This is a genomic window from Ralstonia sp. 1138 (assembly GCF_040544795.1).
In the GTDB taxonomy this organism is placed as follows: domain Bacteria; phylum Pseudomonadota; class Gammaproteobacteria; order Burkholderiales; family Burkholderiaceae; genus Ralstonia; species Ralstonia flatus.
Window position 1 is genome coordinate 645,541 of record NZ_JBEPKQ010000002.1, and the last position, 15,891, is coordinate 661,431.

A 15,891-nucleotide genomic window follows, 5' to 3' on the forward strand; every position below is an offset into this window, starting at 1 on the left:
CCCGGGCGTTGTCGGTTGGTTATTGGGCTGCGGCGTCGCGGCGCTGTAACGTGGGCGGCAGCCACGAGCCGTCGAGCGCGGCCTCCTTCGGCCACGTCAGCTGCATGCGCAGCAGGAACGCTCCGGTGGGCGGCGGCAGCCAGTTGTTGCGCATGCCCTTGGGCGGCGCCCGCTGGATCAGGATGTCGAGCGAGCCGTCGCGGTTCAGGCGCGGGTGGTCGGCCTCGCTCAGCATGTTGCGCAGGCTCGGGCGCTCCGCAGCGCTGCGCGGTTGCCCGCCGGCGGATAACGCGGCGATGGCCCAGCCGGCGTTCTCGGGCGGAAGCTGGTTGCGCTCGAAGTGCAGGACATAGCGGTGCGTACTGTCCAGCGCCATGCCGTTGGTGTCGGTTTTGGCGGTGGCGACGAGCATGTCCTGCGGCAGGTCGGTGCCGCCGCCGTTCCACGCGACGATGGCGCGCTGCGCGTAGTCCAGCCCATAGGCACCGATCATGCGCGGGATGAACCAGCCGTTTTGCGTGATGGGCGGCTGCTTCACGGCCAGCGAGAGGGTCTCCCGCGCCGCCGCCACGCCGCCATCCATGACCTTCAGATTGGCGGCGCTCACGACCTTGGCGTCGAACGGCGCACCGGGCACGATGCCCAGATCGCGCAGCGATTGCAGCATCGTCGAATCGGCCGCGTGCGGCGGATTGTCCTTCAGCAGTTCGGCAAAGCGCGTGAAGTAGCTGTTGGCATCCAATGCGGTGACGCGGCGGCGCGCGGCCTCCATGCTGACGTCGAGGTCGGTGGCCTTGTCGGCGTTCACCTTGGTTTCGGCTTCGGCCTCACGCAGGGACGTTTTGCCGAAGGCGTCCAGCGGGGTGATGCGGTAGCGGTCCTGCACCCGGCGTGCGCCGGCCACATCGCGCGCGCCGGCGACTTGCGTGCGCGCGACGACCCACACCAGGTTGGTCGGCGCGGTGATCTGCTTCACGCCGGCCGGCAGCGTGCCTTCCCAGCCTGGCGGCGTGAGGGCGTAGTGCGCGGCCCGCGACCCCGTGGTGCGGTTGCCGAGTGACTCGAACACATCGCTCCACCCGTCGTGCAGCGCCACCCAGATGTGGCGGCGCCCCGTGTCGGGCAGGCTCAGGACGACCGGGCCATTACGCAAATCGACGAAGGCGCTACTGGCGAGCACGTCTACGCGGGCGCGCACGCCGGTCGGCAGGGTTTCGTCTTCCAGCGTGCGCTGATGCATGAACGTGCCAGCGGGCGCGAGCGCGGACGTGGTCTGCACCAGCGCGTCGGTCATCATCAACGGAAACGCGTAGACGTAGGCCGAGCGCACGAGCGCCTCGTTCGGCTGCGGCAGACGTTGTTCGATGGGAGCCGTGGTCGCGGTGTTCTGGGTAGAGCAACCGGTCAGGCCCAGGGTGATCGCCGAGGCCACCACGCTCAGCGCCACGGCCAGCTTGGTCAGCGGGCGCGCGGGCGCAGGGCAGTGCGTCATCTTGTTCTCCTTTGTCGTCGGTGCGCGCAACAGGAAAGCAGACGCCTGTCGGTCATCCCCCCAAGGATGCTTGCGCATACGGTTGCGCGGTGGCCGATCCCGCAGCCCCGCGCATGTCGTGTCATGAATCTTTGGAATGTAGAAGCGCCGCCAGCGCAAGTCAATTGAAGTGCAGCGAGGCACGCACGCATGGCTCGGCGCAGGCGCGTTTCACAGGCGCAGGTGCAGTGCGAGACGCAACTTTGCAGCGTCGTACTCGGCTTTCATGCGCGCCACGATTTCGGCGGCGGGCGGCAGATCGGCAATCTGCCCGACACCCTGGCCGGCGCCCCAGATGTCTTTCCAGGCCTTGGCGCGCGAGCTGCCATCGCCAAAATTCATCTTCGATTTGTCGGCCTCGGGCAGGGCAGCCGGGTCCAGGCCCGCCAGTTCGATGCTTTCGCGGATGTAGTTGCCGTGCACGCCGGTAAAGAGGTTGGTATAAACAATGTCCGACGCGGCCGCGCGCACGATGGCTTGCTTGTAGCTTTCCGCCGCGTGAGCTTCCTGGCTGGCGATGAAGCGCGTGCCGATATAGGCAAGGTCGGCGCCCATGGCCTGCGCAGCGAGGATGGCATCGCCCGTGGCGATTGCGCCCGACAGCGCGATCGGCCCGTCGAAGATGCGCCGCACCTCGCCAACGAGTGCGAAGGGCGAGAGCGTTCCGGCATGCCCGCCCGCGCCGGCGGCGACCAGAATCAGGCCGTCGACGCCGGCTTCCAAGGCCTTTTCCGCATGGCGCAGATTGATCACGTCGTGGAGCACGATGCCGCCGTAGCTGTGCACCGCATCGAGGATCTCCTTGACCGGCGCGCGCAGCGAGGTGATGAAGATCGGCACCTTGTGCTTGACGCACGTGGCCACGTCCTGCTCCAGCCGCGCGTTTGAGTGGTGCACGATTTGATTGACGGCGATCGGCCCCACCACCTCCTGCGGATGCGCGGTGCGGTACGCCGCCAGGTCCGCGTCCATCTGCGTGAGCCAGTCGTCCAGCACCTCCGCCGGGCGCGCATTGAGCGCCGGGAATGCCCCCACGATGCCGGCCTTGCATTGCGCCAACACCAGTTCCGGATAGCTGACGATGAACATCGGTGAACCGATGACGGGCAGCGTCAGGTGCTGCAGCGCGGGCGGCAGGTGCTTGGCGGCGGGCATGGCGTCTCCTGGTTTGGCAAACCGGCACAACAGGGCAGAGCATGTCGTTCGATTATAGGAACGATCCCGCACCCCGCCGTGCGCGGTCACCGCACCGCGCTCAGACGTGGGCGTGCTGCGCCAGCAGTTCGATGAAGGTGCGGTTGAAGGCGGGCAGGTCATCGGGCTTGCGGCTGCTGACCCAGTTGCGGTCAGTCACCACCTCACGGTCGACCCACATGCCGCCGGCATTGCGGATGTCGTCCTGCAGCGTCGGCCAGCTCGTCAGCGTGCGGCCTCGCACCAGTCCGGCAGACACCATCAGCCACGGCCCGTGGCAGATCACGGCGATGGGCTTTTGCGCGCGCTCGAACGCTTTCACGAAGGCCTGCGCGGCCGGCACGACGCGCAGTGCGTCGGCGTTGAAGACTCCGCCGGGCAGCACCAGGCCGTCGAAGTCGTCTGCCTTGGCTTGATCAAGCGTCAGGTCCACGTTGAACGTATCGCCCTTGTCGGCGTGGTGCAGGCCCGTCACGCTGGGGCCTTTCGGCGCAATGATGCTGACGGTGGCACCGGCGCCTTCCAGCGCCTGCTTGGGGCTGGCCAGTTCGGCCTGCTCGAACAGGTCGTCGACGAGGATGGCGATGCGCATGTCATGCAATGGGGTCATGGCGAACTCCTTGTCAGGGGAAATCAAAAGAAGAGAACGGCAGGGAATGGTTCCGCAACGCGCGTGCCTGCTCTGCGCTAGCATGCGGAGCAATCGCCACGCATCACTTCAACCACGACCGATCACCGGAGACCCGCATGACCACGCCGCTTTCCATCGATGCCGCCACCGCTGCCGCAGATGCCGCGCTGTTTCCCGGCTTTCGTCCGTTCCGCCAGATGGCCAACGGGGTGGAGATCGCGGGGGTGATCGGCGGGAGCGGGCCGCCGCTGCTGTTGCTGCATGGCCATCCGCAAAGCCATGTGATCTGGCATAAGGTCGCGCATGAATTGGCGCGCGATTACACGGTCGTCGCGACCGATCTGCGCGGCTATGGCGCCTCGTCCAAGCCGGCCGGCAGCGCCCGGCATGCGGAATACAGCAAGCGCACCATGGCGCAGGACCAGGTGGAGGTGATGCGCGCGCTCGGCTTCGGCTGCTTCCGGCTGTGCGCGCATGACCGCGGGGCGCGGGTGGCGCATCGCCTGTGTGTCGATCATCCCCTCCACGTCGAGCGCGCCATGCTGCTCGACATCGCCCCCACGCTGGCGATGTACGAACACACCGACATGGCGTTTGCGTCTGCCTACTGGCATTGGTTCTTCCTGATCCAGCCGTCGCCGTTTCCCGAGACGCTGATCAACGCCACGCCCGATTTCTACATCAGCAAACTGATGGGCCTGCGCCACGCGGGGCTGGAACCGTTCGCCCCCGAAGCCATGGCGACCTACGCCGCTGCCATGCGCGAACCTGCGTGCGTGCACGCCATGTGCGAGGACTACCGTGCCGCCGCCACCATCGACCTTGAACATGATCGCGCTGACCGCGACGCCGGCAAGCGCGTGAGCGTGCCGCTGCGTGTGCTGTGGGGCGAGCACGGCGTGATCCAGCGCTGCTTCAAGCCGTTGGAGCTGTGGAAAGCCGTGGCGGACGACGTGAGCGGCGGCACGGTGCCATGCGGGCATTACGTGCCGGAAGAGGCGCCCGAAGCGTTGCTCAAGGAGATGCGCGCGTACTTCGCCTGAGGCGGCTTGAGTGGCCACCTACGCTTCGGCCCATTCGCGCAGCAGGTTGTGATACGTCCCCGTCAGCGCAATCACGGACGGATCGTCCTGCCCCAGCAACCCCATCAGCCGCTGCAGTTCCGTGTCCATCTGGAACAGCAGCGTGCGATGCGCATCGCTGCGCACCATGCTCTGCAGCCAGAAGAACGAGCACACGCGCGCACCGCGCGTCACCGGCGTCACGCGGTGCAGGCTGCTGCTGGGGTAGAGCACCATGTCGCCGGCGCCGAGCTTGACGCGGTGCTCGCCGAAGGTGTCATCGATGATGAGTTCACCGCCGTCGTAGTCTTCGGGCTCGGTCAGGAACAGCGTGCAGGAGAGGTCGCTGCGGATGCGGAAATCCGTGCCGCGCAGGTGGCGCACCGCGTTGTCGACGTGGTTGCCGAAGGTCTGGCCGCCGGCATAGCGGTTGAATAGCGGCGGAAACACCTTGAGCGGCAACGCGGCAGAAAAGAACAGCGTGTTGGCGGACAGCGCATCCTGAATCAAGGTGCCGACCTCGCGCGCAGCCGGCGAGCCTTCGGGCAGCTGCATGTTGTGCTTCACGTGGCCCGACTGCGCGCCGGCCGTGACCTTGCCGTCTACCCACTCGGCAGCGTCGATCGTGGCGCGGCACTGCGCGACCTGTTCCTTCGTGAGGACGGCGGGAATCTTCAGCAACATGGCGATGGGGTGTTCAGCACGCAGGCCAGCGCACGCAAACGCGCATCGGGATGGCCTGCAAGAAAGTCATGTGCCTTCGCGAGAAAGGCGGGTGTGGCGGTGCGGGGCACGGCCTGCATCCAGGCGAGGGCGTCGTCTGCGCGGTTGGCGAGTGCGAGCAGGCGCGCTGCGTTGAACTGGCCGCGGAAGTCTCCGCCCTCTGCGGCACGCAGATAGCAGCGCAGGGCCATTACGGGGTCGGCCTCGACCTCCCAGCCGTCTTCATAGAAGCCGCCCAGCACGTTGATCGACTTGGCGTGCCCTTGCGCGGCCGCCGCCTTGAAGAGTGCAAACGCGCGGGCTCGGTCCGCCGGGATGCCGCGTCCGAGTTGCAACTGCGTCGCGTAGTTGTACTGGCCCCAGTCGAGCCCGGCATTGGCCGCGCGGGCGTACCAGTGCGTGGCGGTCTTGTCGCAGGCGGGCGCGCCCCAGCCGTGCTCATAGCAGCGGCCCAGCATGTTGGCGGCCATCGCGTGGCCCGACAGCGCGGCCGTCTTGAACCAGAACAGCGCTTCGCCGGGGTTGCGTTCAACACCGCGGCCATCGAGCAGCCATTGGCCGAAGATGGCCTGCGCTTCCGTGTGCCCGCGCTGGGCGGCTGCCGCCAGCCAGCGCGCGGCGCGGTCGGCGGGGCCGGTCAGCACGGCGTGGATGGCATCGACCAGCGCCGCGTCGGCTGTGGCGGTGACAGCGGCTGTGGCGGTTGCAGCGTCAGCCGGCATCAGTAGCGGATGCCCAGCGTCAGGATGGCCGTGCGGCCCGGTGCCAGCGATGCGTAGTGCGATGCATACGCCTGGTTGAAGTACACCTTGTCGAACAGGTTCTGCACGTTCAGTTGCAGGGTGGTGTGCTTGTCGATGCGGTACGCGGCCATGGCGTCAAAGCGCCAGTAGGCCGGGACCCACTTCGGGTTGGCGGGGTTGGCGCTGCCCCACACCTTCGAGACGTAATACGCGCCGCCGCCCAGCGTGAGTTTCGGCATCGGCTGATACGTCGTCCACAGGCTGAAGCTGTTCTTCGGCGTGTTGGGGAAGGCCGTACCGTTGGTGCCGCCAAAGGCTGCGCCCGCGCCGCCGTTGTTGCGCAGTTCGCTCTTCAGATACGTGTAACCGCCGAACACCTGCCAGCGGTTGGTGAGCGCGCCCGACCAGCCCAGCTCGAAGCCATCGACGCGCTTGTTGCCCGCCATGGCGGCGGTGCCGTCCTGCTGCGCGATGCGGGCGTTGGTCGTCTCGATCCGGAAGATCGCGGCCGTCAGTGCCAGCTTGCTGTCGAGCACGTTCCACTTGGTGCCGAGTTCGTAGGCGCGGTTCTTTTCCGGGGCAAGCACGTCGCCGCGATTGCCCGAGCGGTCCGGCGTGAGCGCGCTGGTATCGGCGCCCTGGCCCGCCACCGAGCCCGACGGTGTCGACGATGTGCCGTACGCCAGATAGATGCTGCCGTTCTGCGCAGGCTTGAACACGAGGCCGAGTTGGTAGTTCAGCAGGTTGTCATCGCGCGAGAAGCTCGAACGCACGCCTTGCGCATTCGCCGACGTGGTGGCCGATGCGGAAAAGCGATCAAAGCGCAGCCCGCCGTTGACTTGCCAGCGCGGCGACAGCTCGATCGTGTCGAACACGTAGGCCGACTGCGTGCGCACCGTCGTCTCTGCCGGATTGTTGCTCAGCCTGATGCTGCCGGCCCAGGGGTCGTTCGGGTTTGGGTTGAAGAGATCGGTGCAGTTGTAGCCGCCCGCCGCGCCGATGCCGTTGGGGCAGCGATTGCTGCCGGTGGCTACGGCGTAGGTGTCGTTGCTGCTGCGCTCGCGCGAGAACTCCAGACCCGCCGCGTAGCTGTGCTTGAAGCCGCCGGTGTCGAACTTGCCGGTCGCTTCTGTCTGGTTGGCGACGGTGTTGGCCACCGAGTATCGCGAATTGGTGCGGCGCCAGACCATGCCGTAATAGATGTTGCCCTGGCTGTCGTCGGGCTGCGTCCACACATAGTCCTGACTGGTGCGGGCGACGCGCGTGGTGTTGCGCAGCTTCAACGCGGTCGACACATCGTGCTCCAGCGTGAAGGTGCCCATGTCGACGCGGTCGCGGCGGAAGTCGCGCGACAGGCCGTAGTAGACATTGCGGTCGACATTCACGGGCGCGCCGTCGCCGGGGCCGAACAGCTGCGGGCGGCCATCGGTGCGGCGGTTGAACGTGCCGTTGTTGTACGGAATGCCGGTGTCCGGCGTGTCGTTCGATTGCAGGTGGTAGTACGACAGCGTCGCCCGCGTGGGCGTGCCCAGCCCAAAGGCGATGGACGGTGCGATGCCCCAGCGGCTGAAGCTCGTCACGTCGCGGCCGGCAACAGCGGCGTCGTGCGCCATCGCGTTCAGGCGGAACGCCGCGTGCTCGCCGATCTGGTAGTTGCCGTCGACGGTGGCACGTTTGTACGCCGCGTTGCCGACCGACAGCGTGCCCTCGGTGAAGTGCTCCAGCTTCGGCGTCTTTGTGACGATGTTGACCGCCCCGCCCGCAGAGCCCCGGCCTTCATACGCGCCCGACGGCCCCTTGATGACTTCCACCGATTCCACGTTGAACATCTCACGCGATTGCGCACCGATGTCGCGCAGCCCGTCGAGGAAGGTGCTGGCCTGCGCGTCGTAGCCGCGGATGAACGGGCGATCGCCGACGGGGTTGCCGCCTTCGCCGGCGCCAAACGCGATGCCCGGCACCGTGCGCAGCGCCTCGGTGAGCGTGACGGAGCCCGTGCCCTGCAACACCTCTGCGGGAATCACCGTGACGGACTTGGGCGTATCGAGCAGCGGCGCGGTGAATTTGCCGCCCGAGGCCGCATCCGCCTTGAAGCCGTTGGTGCCGGTCACGGTCTGCTCGGGCAGGGTGGCGGATACGGCGTCTTTCTTCGTGTCGGCCACCGCCGGTGCAGAAGCCACGGCGAAGCTCATTGCGCCGGTCAGGTAACCCACCACCGAATGTTCGGTGCGCTTGCGTTCGATCTGTGCTGCGGACATGACGTGGTGACACTCCCCTGAAAGTTTTCGTCACATGTTTGTTGTAAATGAGAATTGTTATCGTTTACATGTGAACGAGTCAACGCGTCAGCTGGCGAATTGCTTACGGCTGCAGCGGGATCGTCATATAAATCATGGGGTTACGACGGTTCGGCCGCGCTGTAGAAAATTGTTGAGGGCGGCGGCACGCGAACGCTTTCATTTTTTCAATCAAATGATTTAGTATTGCCGGGCAGGTTCTCCAACCGAATTCCCTTTTCAAGGCGAGCGTCGCGTGAGCACGGACCCGGAACTCCTCATCGAGCGGCGCGGCCAAGCGCTGTGGCTGACCATTCAGCGCGAAGACCGCCGCAACGCGATCAACGCCGCCGTGCTGGAAGCGCTGACTGCCGCGCTGGCCGACGCGAGCCGTGACGCCGCCGTGCGCGCCGTGGTGCTGACCGGCGCCGGTACGCGCGCCTTTTGTGCGGGTGCCGATCTGCAAAGCGGCCAATCGTTCCGCTTCGACTATTCCGAGCCCCACCAGGCGCTGGCCGATCTGTTTCGCGCGGCGCGTCGCTGCACCATGCCGCTCGTCGCCCGCGTGAACGGCGCGTGCATGGCGGGTGGCATGGGCTTGCTGGCGATGTGCGATCTGGCGGTGGCCAGCCGCAGCGCCACGTTCGGGCTCCCGGAAGTGAAGGTCGGCCTGTTTCCGGCCCAGGTGCTGGCCGTGCTGCAGCACCAGTTGCCACGTCGCGTGCTCAATGAACTCTGCCTGACGGGCGAACCGATGAACGCAGACCGCGCCCTCGCCGCCGGCCTCGTCAACGAAGTCGCCGAGCCTGAAGCGCTGGATGCAGCAGTCGACGCATTGCTCGCGCGGCTGGTCGACAAATCGCCGTCGGCCATCCGGCGCGGCCTGTACACGCTCAAGCACGTCGAGCAACTCAGCTTCGAACAGGCCATGGCCTTTACCGAAAGCCAGATCGGCCTGTTTGCACTGACCGAAGACGCGCAGGAAGGCCAGGCCGCCTTTCGCGAAAAGCGCGCGCCCAACTGGACGGGCCGCTGACATGCGCAAGGACACCATTGCCATCGGCGGGGCCAGCGGCTTCTGGGGCGACAGCGTGACCGGGCCGCTGCAGCTGGTGGCCTCCGGCCGCATCGACTTCCTCGTCTTCGATTACCTGGCCGAGCTGACCATGTCGCTGCTGGCCAGCGCGCACATGAAAAACCCCGAGCTGGGTTACGCCACCGACTTTGTGGGCGTGGCGATGCGCGCGGTGCTCAAGGATGCGCTGGCGCAGAACATCCGCATCATCGCCAACGCGGGCGGCGTGAATCCGCGTGGATGCGCGGCGGCGCTGCAAGCCTTGGCCGCTGAGCTGGGCGTCAGCGTGCGTATTGCCGTTGTGGAAGGCGACGACGTCACGCCGCTGCTGCCCGCGCTGCGCGACGAAGGCGTGCGCGAGCTGCAAAGTGGCCGCCCCTTGCCCGACAAGGTGGTGAGCGCCAACGCGTACCTCGGTGCATTGCCGATCAAGGCAGCGCTGGATGCCGGCGCGCAGGTTGTCATCACGGGGCGATGCGTCGACAGCGCCGTCACGCTCGGCGCGTTGATGCACCACTTCGGCTGGGCCACCGACGATTACGATCGGCTCGCCGCCGGCAGCCTCGCCGGACACATCCTTGAATGCGGTTGCCAGGGCGCGGGCGGCCTGCACACCGATTGGGAAGCCGTGCCCGACTGGGCGCACAGCGGCTATCCGATCGCTGAATGCCGGGCCGATGGCAGCTTCATCGTCACCAAGCCCGACGGCACGGGCGGGCTGGTGACGCCTGCGACCGTGGGCGAGCAACTGCTCTACGAAATCGGCGACCCCGCGCGCTATGTGCTGCCCGATGTCGTCTGCGACTTCACGCACGTGACGATGACGCAGGCCGGCGAGCATCGCGTCGAAGTGCGCGGCCCACGCGGTCGCGCGCCGACGCCCGATTACAAGGTGAGCGCAACGTATGCCGACGGCTATCGCGCGACGGGTCAGCTCACCGTTGTCGGCATCGATGCCGATCGCAAGGCGCGCCGCACGGCCGAGGCGATTCTGGAGCGCACGCGCGGCCTGTTCCGCCAGCTCGGCCTGCCGGACTACAGCGCAACGCATATCGAGACGCTGGGTTCGGCATATCTGTTCGGGCCGCATCAGCCGACCGCGCCCCGCTTTGAATCGGTGATGTGGCTGGCGGTGACGCATCCGAACAAGCCGGCGTTGGAACTGTTCGCGCGCGAAATCGCTCCAGCCGGCACATCGTGGGCGCCCGGCACGACCGGCGCCGGCGGGCGGCCAAGCGTGGTGCCGGCCATCAAGCAATACGCCTTCCTGATCGACAAGGCGCGCGTGCAGCCGCGCGTGACGTTACTGGGCGAGGAGAGCTTCGACATCGCGGTGCCGACGGGCGGCGCCGCGCTGGAAGCATCGGCTGCGGTGCCGGCATCGACCGCATTGCCGCCCGGCCCGACGCGCGAAGTGCCCCTCATCGAACTCGCCTACGCACGCAGCGGTGACAAGGGCGACACCTCCAACATCGGCGTCATCGCGCGCCGGCCCGAAGACCTGCCGCTGCTGCGCGCGCAACTCACCGCCGAGGCTGTCGCAGCGTACCTCGCGCACGTCGTGAAAGGGCGCGTGACGCGGTACGACTTGCCCGGCATTCACGCGCTCAACTTCGCGTGCGAGCAAGCGCTGGGCGGTGGCGGCATGGCGTCGTTGCGCAACGACCCGCTCGGCAAGGGCATGGCGCAGGTGCTGCTGACGATGCCGGTGCGCGTGCCGGCCGACCCCCTTTGATCGACGAGGCGATCATGTTTCCAGGCCTGCTGCCGTCTGCGCTGTTCGATGCCGATCACGATACGTTTCGCGAGACGGTGCGCCGCTTTGTCGACAAGGCCGTGCTGCCGCACATCGATGCATGGGAAGAGGCCGAGACGTTTCCGCGTGCGCTGTATCGCGAGGCGGCCGATCTCGGCTTGCTCGGTATCGGTTTCCCCGAGGAATACGGCGGCACGCCGGGCGACCTGTTCCTTGAACTGGCAATGATCGAAGAGCTGACGCGAGCGGCCAGCGGTGGCCTGCTCGCTTCGCTGTTCAGCCACACGATCGGCGCGCCGCCCATTGTTGCCGGGGGATCGGCCGAGCTGAAGGCGCGCGTGTTGCCGGCGATTCTGTCGGGCGAGAAGATCAGCGCGCTCGCCATCACCGAACCCTCGGGCGGCTCGGACGTCGCCAATCTCACCACGCGCGCGGTGCGCGACGGCGATCACTACGTCGTCAATGGCAGCAAGATCTTCATCACCTCCGGCATGCGCGCCGATTACATCACCGTGGCCGTGCGTACCGGCGGGGCGGGGGCAGGCGGCATCTCCGTGCTGCTGGTGGAGGGCGATACGCCGGGCTTGATGCGCACGCCGCTCAGCAAGATGGGCTGGTGGTGTTCCGACACCGCGCAACTGCATTTCGACAATGTCCGCGTGCCGGTCGGCAACCTGCTCGGCACGGAAAACCGCGGCTTCGAGCTGGTCATGCGCAACTTCAACCACGAACGCCTGGCGCTGGCGATGCAGGCCTACGGCCTGGCGCGCACGTGCCTGACCGAAGCCGTGGAATGGGCCACCCAGCGCGAAACCTTCGGCAAGCGTCTCGTGCAGCACCAGGTGGCGCGCCAGAAGCTGGTGGCGATGGCCACGCGCATCGAAGCCACGCGCGCCTTGCTTGAAGACCTGATGCGTCGCATGCAGGCCGGCGATGCGCCGGTCGCACAGCTGTGCATGCTGAAGAACTTCGCCACGCAGAGCCTGCAGTTCTGCGCCGACACGGCCGTGCAACTGCTCGGCGGCATGGGCTTCATGCGCGGCACCAAGTCGGAGCGCATCTATCGTGAAGTGAAGGTCTACATGATCGGCGGCGGCGCGGAGGAAATCCTCAGCGACCTTGCCGCGCGCCAGCTCGGCTGGGCCTAAGGACCTAAGGGCCTAACGCGCGCATTCAGGGAGAGAACCATGTATCGCTCAGTCTTTCGACCGGGGCTGTTCCAGGGGCAGGTGGCGGTGGTGACGGGCGGCGGCAGCGGCATCGGCCGGTGCACGGCGCACGAGTTGGCATCGCTGGGCGCAGCCGTTGCGCTGGTGGGGCGCAATGCAGAGAAGCTCGCGGCGGTGCGCACGGAGATCGTCGAAGCTGGCGGCATCGCGCACGCCTACGTCTGCAACATCCGCGACGAGGCTGCCGTGCAAGCGACCGTCGCGCAAATCTACGGCGAGCATGGCCGCATCGATGCGCTGGTCAACAACGCGGGCGGGCAGTTTCCGGCGCCGCTCAAGGACATCTCGGCCAAGGGCTGGGAAGCGGTGGTGCAGACGAACCTGACGGGCGGTTTCCTGATGGCGCGCGAATGCCTGAACCAGGCGATGCAGCAGCGCGGCGGCGCCATCGTCAACATCGTGGCGGACATGTGGGGCGGCATGCCGAACATGGGCCACTCCGGCGCCGCGCGGGCAGGCATGGTGAACTTGACGGAGACGGCCGCATTCGAGTGGGCGCAGTACGGCGTGCGCGTGAACGCCGTGGCGCCTGGCTACGTGGCGTCGTCGGGCATGGACGCGTATCCGCCATGGATGGCCGAGACCATCCGCAGCATGCCGTCGACGGTGCCGCTCGGGCGCTTTGCCACCGAGGCGGAAGTGTCCTCGGCGATCGTGTATCTGCTCTCGGAAGCGGCGGGCTTCATTACCGGCACGACCTTGCGCGTGGACGGCGGCCGGCCGAACGTGCGGGCCGGGTCGCCGATGCCGGCACCGCGTCATGGCGCCGCGCCGTTCAACGGCTTTCATCTGGCCGTGACGCCCAAGGTGCTGCAAGGCGAGGAGGACCGCCATGCCGGCGCTTGAATCGCGCATCGTGCCGCAGAGCGACGCGTATCGGCAGAACCATGCTGCCCTCACGGAGCGCGTCGGCCAGTTGCGCACGCTGGAGAACCGCACGCGCGACAAGTCCGAAGCCTCGCGCGCGCGCTTCGAGCAACGCGGGCAACTGTTGCCGCGCGACCGGCTGGGCCGCCTGCTCGACGCCGGCGCGCCGTTTCTGGAGTTGTCGACGCTGGCGGGCTTTTGCCTCGATCACACCGACCCGGCGCGCTCCATTCCTGGCGGCGGCTTCATCGCGGGCATCGGCTGGGTGAGCGGCGTGCGCGCGATGATCATTGTCGACGATGCGGGCATCGACGCCGGGGCCGTGCAGCCGATGGGCATCGAGAAGTTCCAGCGCGCGCAGGCCATTGCGCTGGAGCAGAAGCTGCCGTTCATCCACCTCGTCGAATCGGCCGGTGCCAACCTGCTGACGTATCGCGTGGAGACCTTCATCCACGGCGGCAGCGGCTTCTACTGGCTCGCGCGGCTGTCGGCGGCGGGCATTCCGGTGATCAGCGTGGTGCATGGGTCGAGCACGGCAGGCGGTGCCTACATGCCGGGCCTGTCGGACTACGTGGTGATGGTGCGCGACCGGGCGCGCGCGTTCCTCGCCGGCCCGCCGTTGCTGAAAGCCGCCACGGGCGAGATCGCCACCGAAGAGGAACTGGGCGGCGCGGAGATGCACGCCACCACTTCGGGTCTGGCCGAATACCTGGCCGAAGACGATGCGGATGCGCTGCGCATTGCGCGCGAACTTGTTGCCGCGCTCGACTGGAACCGCGATGTGCCTGCAGCGAATCGGCCCTATGCGCCGCCGCGCTTTGATGACGAAGAACTGCTTGGCATCGCACTGACCGATCATCGCAAACCGCTCGACATGCGCGAGGTCATTGCACGCATTGCAGACGGGTCGGACTTCCTGGAGTTCAAGCCCGACTACGGCCCCGGCACCGTCACCGGGCATGCGGCCATCTGCGGCATGCGCGTTGGCGTCATCACGAACAACGGGCCGCTGGACCCGGCGGGCGCCACCAAGGTGGTGCACTTCATCCAGGCGTGCTGCCAGTCCGACACGCCGCTGCTGTATCTGCAAAACACCACCGGCTTCATCGTCGGCAAGGCGTCGGAGCAGGCCGGCATGATCAAGCATGGCTCGAAGATGATCCAGGCCATGGCCAACGCCACCGTGCCGCGCATCACCGTGCATTGCGGTGCGTCGTTCGGGGCGGGCAACTACGGCATGTCGGGGCGCGGCTTCTTTCCGGATTTCTGCTTCAGCTGGCCCAACGCCAAGACGGCCGTGATGGGCGCGGAGCAGGCCGCCGGCACGATGGCGACGGTGATAGCCGCGAGCATGCAACGCAAGACCCAGACCGTCGACCACGACGCCATCGAAGCGATGCGCGCCAAGGTCATCGACACCTTCGAGCGGCAGTCCGACGCGTTCACCATTTCGGGCCGGCTGCTGGACGACGGCGTGATCGACCCGCGCGATACGCGCAAGGTGCTCGCCTGCGTGCTGTCCGTCTGCGACGAGGCGCGCAGGCGAACGCTGCATCCGATCCAGTTTGGCGTTGCGCGCCCGTAGCGCCATCCCGAAATCCATACACGAAACAGCCCAGCACACCAGGACAACGGAGCGAGACACCATGCACTTCACCCACGAACACCAGGAACTGCAGCGCAACCTGAAACGCTTCATCGACAGCGACATCAACCCGTACGTGGATGAATGGGAAGCGGCCGAGATGTTTCCTGCCAAGCAGCTCTTCAAGAAGATGGGCGAGCTGGGCTTTCTCGGCATCGCCAAGCCCACCGAATTCGGCGGCCTGGGACTCGACTATTCGTATGCGATGGCGATGGCCGAGACGCTGGGGCACATCCACTGCGGCGGCGTGCCGATGGCGATTGGCGTGCAGACCGACATGGCGACGCCCGCGCTCGCACGCTTTGGTTCGGATGAACTGCGCGCACAGTTTCTCGCCCCCGCCATCAGCGGCGATGCGGTGGCCTGCGTGGGCGTGTCCGAACCCAGCGCGGGTTCCGACGTGGCCAGCATCAAGACCACCGCGCGCAAGGACGGCGACGACTACATCATCAACGGCAGCAAGATGTGGATCACCAACAGCCTGCAGGCCGACTGGATGTGCCTGCTGGCCAACACGTCCGATGACCCGGCCCACCGCAACAAGTCGCTCATCATCGTGCCGATGAACACGAAGGGCGTGTCGGTCGGCAAGAAGATCCGCAAGATCGGCATGAACTCGTCGGACACGGGCCTCATCTACTTTGACGACGTGCGCGTGCCGCAGCGCTACCGCATCGGCGAGGAAGGCAAGGGCTTCACGTACCAGATGCTGCAGTTCCAGGAAGAGCGCCTGTGGGCCGCGGCCAGCAGCCTGGCGACGATGACGATGTGCATCGAGACCACCGCAGAGTACGCACGCGAGCGCAAGCTCTTCGGCGCCAGCCTCCTCGACAACCAGTGGGTGCACTTCAAGCTGGCCGAGCTGAAGACGGAGGTGGAAGCGCTGCGCGCGCTCACGTATCGAGCCTGCGACCTGTACATCAACGGGCAGGACGTGACGGAGCTGGCATCGATGGCCAAGCTCAAGGCCGGGCGCCTCGCGCGCATCGTGCCCGATGCCTGCCTGCAGTTCTGGGGCGGCATGGGCTTCACGTGGGACAACCCGGTCTCGCGCTATTACCGCGACGGGCGCCTGGGCTCCATTGGTGGCGGCGCGGACGAGGTGATGCTCGGCATCATCTGCAAATACATGAACACGCTGCCGGGCAAGAAGGGCTGAA

13 protein-coding genes are annotated in these 15,891 nt (G+C 66.8%); 7 read left to right on the plus strand and 6 right to left on the minus strand.

The features are described from left to right. Positions 1 to 19: 19 nt before the first annotated feature. The 3 genes from ABIC76_RS10705 to ABIC76_RS10715 form a co-directional block, all read right to left on the minus strand. Positions 20 to 1,492, minus strand: coding sequence for a DUF1254 domain-containing protein (locus tag ABIC76_RS10705; RefSeq protein WP_354533946.1), 1,473 nt, complete (start codon positions 1,490 to 1,492; stop codon positions 20 to 22). Positions 1,493 to 1,702: 210 nt separating this feature from the next. After that, complete coding sequence (locus tag ABIC76_RS10710; RefSeq protein ID WP_354533947.1) at positions 1,703 to 2,686, minus strand: NAD(P)H-dependent flavin oxidoreductase; 984 nt, start codon at positions 2,684 to 2,686, stop codon at positions 1,703 to 1,705. A gap of 100 nt (positions 2,687 to 2,786) precedes the next feature. Then, positions 2,787 to 3,335 carry a type 1 glutamine amidotransferase domain-containing protein gene (locus tag ABIC76_RS10715; protein ID WP_316888794.1) on the minus strand — a complete coding sequence of 183 codons (549 nt, stop codon included), beginning with the start codon at positions 3,333 to 3,335 and terminating at the stop codon, positions 2,787 to 2,789. 137 nt (positions 3,336 to 3,472) lie between these two features. On the opposite strand from ABIC76_RS10715, the gene ABIC76_RS10720 reads away from it, so the two are divergent. Further along, positions 3,473 to 4,399: an alpha/beta fold hydrolase gene (locus tag ABIC76_RS10720; protein ID WP_354533948.1), complete on the plus strand. Its 927-nt coding sequence runs from the start codon at positions 3,473 to 3,475 to the stop codon at positions 4,397 to 4,399. 18 nt (positions 4,400 to 4,417) lie between these two features. On the opposite strand, the gene ABIC76_RS10725 is transcribed toward ABIC76_RS10720, so the two are convergent. Genes ABIC76_RS10725 through ABIC76_RS10735 form a run of 3 tightly spaced genes read right to left on the minus strand, consistent with a single transcriptional unit; the run spans position 4,418 to position 8,141 of the window. Then, the gene (locus tag ABIC76_RS10725) at positions 4,418 to 5,101 is read right to left on the minus strand and encodes a Fe2+-dependent dioxygenase (RefSeq protein WP_354533949.1); all 684 of its coding nucleotides are present in this window, start codon (positions 5,099 to 5,101) and stop codon (positions 4,418 to 4,420) included. After that, positions 5,092 to 5,862 carry a tetratricopeptide repeat protein gene (locus ABIC76_RS10730; protein WP_354533950.1) on the minus strand — a complete coding sequence of 257 codons (771 nt, stop codon included), beginning with the start codon at positions 5,860 to 5,862 and terminating at the stop codon, positions 5,092 to 5,094. Before ABIC76_RS10730 ends, ABIC76_RS10725 begins: the two co-directional genes overlap by 10 nt. After that, on the minus strand, positions 5,862 to 8,141 hold the full coding sequence (locus ABIC76_RS10735) for a TonB-dependent receptor (protein ID WP_354533951.1): 2,280 nt from the start codon (positions 8,139 to 8,141) through the stop codon (positions 5,862 to 5,864). Before ABIC76_RS10735 ends, ABIC76_RS10730 begins: the two co-directional genes overlap by 1 nt. A gap of 274 nt (positions 8,142 to 8,415) precedes the next feature. Here ABIC76_RS10735 and ABIC76_RS10740 point away from each other — a divergent pair, with 274 nt between their 5' ends. From ABIC76_RS10740 to ABIC76_RS10765, 6 genes are all read left to right on the plus strand, one after another. Beyond that, positions 8,416 to 9,195, plus strand: a complete 780-nt coding sequence (locus ABIC76_RS10740; protein ID WP_354533952.1) for an enoyl-CoA hydratase/isomerase family protein — start codon at positions 8,416 to 8,418, stop codon at positions 9,193 to 9,195. Position 9,196: 1 nt separating this feature from the next. Next, positions 9,197 to 10,969 carry an acyclic terpene utilization AtuA family protein gene (locus ABIC76_RS10745; RefSeq protein WP_354533953.1) on the plus strand — a complete coding sequence of 591 codons (1,773 nt, stop codon included), beginning with the start codon at positions 9,197 to 9,199 and terminating at the stop codon, positions 10,967 to 10,969. A gap of 14 nt (positions 10,970 to 10,983) precedes the next feature. Next, positions 10,984 to 12,138: an acyl-CoA dehydrogenase family protein gene (locus ABIC76_RS10750; RefSeq protein WP_354533954.1), complete on the plus strand. Its 1,155-nt coding sequence runs from the start codon at positions 10,984 to 10,986 to the stop codon at positions 12,136 to 12,138. A gap of 39 nt (positions 12,139 to 12,177) precedes the next feature. Continuing rightward, on the plus strand, positions 12,178 to 13,065 hold the full coding sequence (locus tag ABIC76_RS10755; protein WP_354533955.1) for an SDR family oxidoreductase: 888 nt from the start codon (positions 12,178 to 12,180) through the stop codon (positions 13,063 to 13,065). After that, positions 13,052 to 14,671: an acyl-CoA carboxylase subunit beta gene (locus ABIC76_RS10760; RefSeq protein ID WP_354533956.1), complete on the plus strand. Its 1,620-nt coding sequence runs from the start codon at positions 13,052 to 13,054 to the stop codon at positions 14,669 to 14,671. The genes ABIC76_RS10755 and ABIC76_RS10760 overlap by 14 nt, the downstream gene beginning before the upstream one ends. A 61-nt stretch (positions 14,672 to 14,732) precedes the next feature. Further along, entirely contained in the window at positions 14,733 to 15,890 is a 1,158-nt protein-coding gene (locus ABIC76_RS10765) for an acyl-CoA dehydrogenase family protein (RefSeq protein ID WP_065860218.1), read from the plus strand. Position 15,891 lies beyond the last annotated feature (1 nt).

What these genes read in the sequence shown, in the direction of transcription:
- ABIC76_RS10705 (WP_354533946.1), bottom strand. Translation starts at nt 1,492, where the DNA reads ATGACGCACTGCCCTGCGCCCGCGCGCCCGCTGACCAAGCTGGCCGTG.
- ABIC76_RS10735 (WP_354533951.1), bottom strand. Translation starts at nt 8,141, where the DNA reads ATGTCCGCAGCACAGATCGAACGCAAGCGCACCGAACATTCGGTGGTG.
- ABIC76_RS10720 (WP_354533948.1), top strand. Translation starts at nt 3,473, where the DNA reads ATGACCACGCCGCTTTCCATCGATGCCGCCACCGCTGCCGCAGATGCC.
- ABIC76_RS10715 (WP_316888794.1), bottom strand. Translation starts at nt 3,335, where the DNA reads ATGACCCCATTGCATGACATGCGCATCGCCATCCTCGTCGACGACCTG.
- ABIC76_RS10730 (WP_354533950.1), bottom strand. Translation starts at nt 5,862, where the DNA reads ATGCCGGCTGACGCTGCAACCGCCACAGCCGCTGTCACCGCCACAGCC.
- ABIC76_RS10750 (WP_354533954.1), top strand. Translation starts at nt 10,984, where the DNA reads ATGTTTCCAGGCCTGCTGCCGTCTGCGCTGTTCGATGCCGATCACGAT.
- ABIC76_RS10760 (WP_354533956.1), top strand. Translation starts at nt 13,052, where the DNA reads ATGCCGGCGCTTGAATCGCGCATCGTGCCGCAGAGCGACGCGTATCGG.
- ABIC76_RS10765 (WP_065860218.1), top strand. Translation starts at nt 14,733, where the DNA reads ATGCACTTCACCCACGAACACCAGGAACTGCAGCGCAACCTGAAACGC.
- ABIC76_RS10755 (WP_354533955.1), top strand. Translation starts at nt 12,178, where the DNA reads ATGTATCGCTCAGTCTTTCGACCGGGGCTGTTCCAGGGGCAGGTGGCG.
- ABIC76_RS10725 (WP_354533949.1), bottom strand. Translation starts at nt 5,101, where the DNA reads ATGTTGCTGAAGATTCCCGCCGTCCTCACGAAGGAACAGGTCGCGCAG.
- ABIC76_RS10745 (WP_354533953.1), top strand. Translation starts at nt 9,197, where the DNA reads ATGCGCAAGGACACCATTGCCATCGGCGGGGCCAGCGGCTTCTGGGGC.
- ABIC76_RS10710 (WP_354533947.1), bottom strand. Translation starts at nt 2,686, where the DNA reads ATGCCCGCCGCCAAGCACCTGCCGCCCGCGCTGCAGCACCTGACGCTG.